This window comes from Streptomyces flavofungini (genome assembly GCF_041028215.1).
Taxonomy (GTDB): Bacteria; Actinomycetota; Actinomycetes; order Streptomycetales; family Streptomycetaceae; genus Streptomyces; species Streptomyces flavofungini_B.
Genome location: NZ_JASKYR010001476.1, coordinates 1 through 665 on the forward strand (window position 1 = coordinate 1; position 665 = coordinate 665).

The following is a 665-nucleotide window of genomic DNA, read 5'->3' on the forward strand; positions in this document are numbered from 1 at the left end:
CCCCGGGAGGCCCCGCACGCAGGGCAACGGGCGGCTGGGTGGGAGACAAGCCGCGCAGCGGCGACCCCCACTACGACAAGACCCCGCCCAAACCGCGCCCCCGCGAGAAGCAAGCGATTACCGCGAGTGGACTAGACCTTTCATGGGGTGACGCGCGACACTGACCCCGTGAGACACGTCATCGCCCTCGATGTGGGCGGCACCGGAATGAAGGCCGCCCTGGTCGGGGCGGACGGCACCCTGCTGTACGAGGCGCGCCGCCCGACCGGCCGCGAGCGCGGGGCCGACGCCGTCGTGGAGACCATCCTCGGCTTCGCCGAGGACCTGCGCACCCACGGCATCACCCACTACGGAGAGCCCGCCGCCGCGGCGGGCGTCGCCGTACCCGGCATCGTCGACTCCGCCCGCGGCCTCGCCGTATACGCGGCCAACCTCGGCTGGAGCGACGTCCCCCTCCGGGACCTCCTCAGCGCCCGCCTGTCAGACGTCCCCGTGGCCCTCGGCCACGACGTCCGCACCGGCGGCCTCGCCGAGGGCCGCATCGGCGCGGGCAGATCCGCCGAGCGCTTCCTCTTCGTACCGCTCGGCACCGGCATCGCGGGCGCCATCGGCATCGGCGGCGCCATCGAGCCCGGCGCCCACGGCTCGGCCGGGGAGTACGACGA

Annotated in this window: 1 protein-coding gene; it reads left to right on the forward strand. The window is 74.6% G+C overall.

Annotation, left to right across the window (positions count from 1 at the left end; genetic code table 11):
* Positions 1–168: 168 nt before the first annotated feature.
* Positions 169–665, forward strand: a 497-nt coding sequence (locus AB8Z36_RS41745) for an ROK family protein (protein ID WP_369218527.1), incomplete at its 3' end; no start/stop codon positions are given.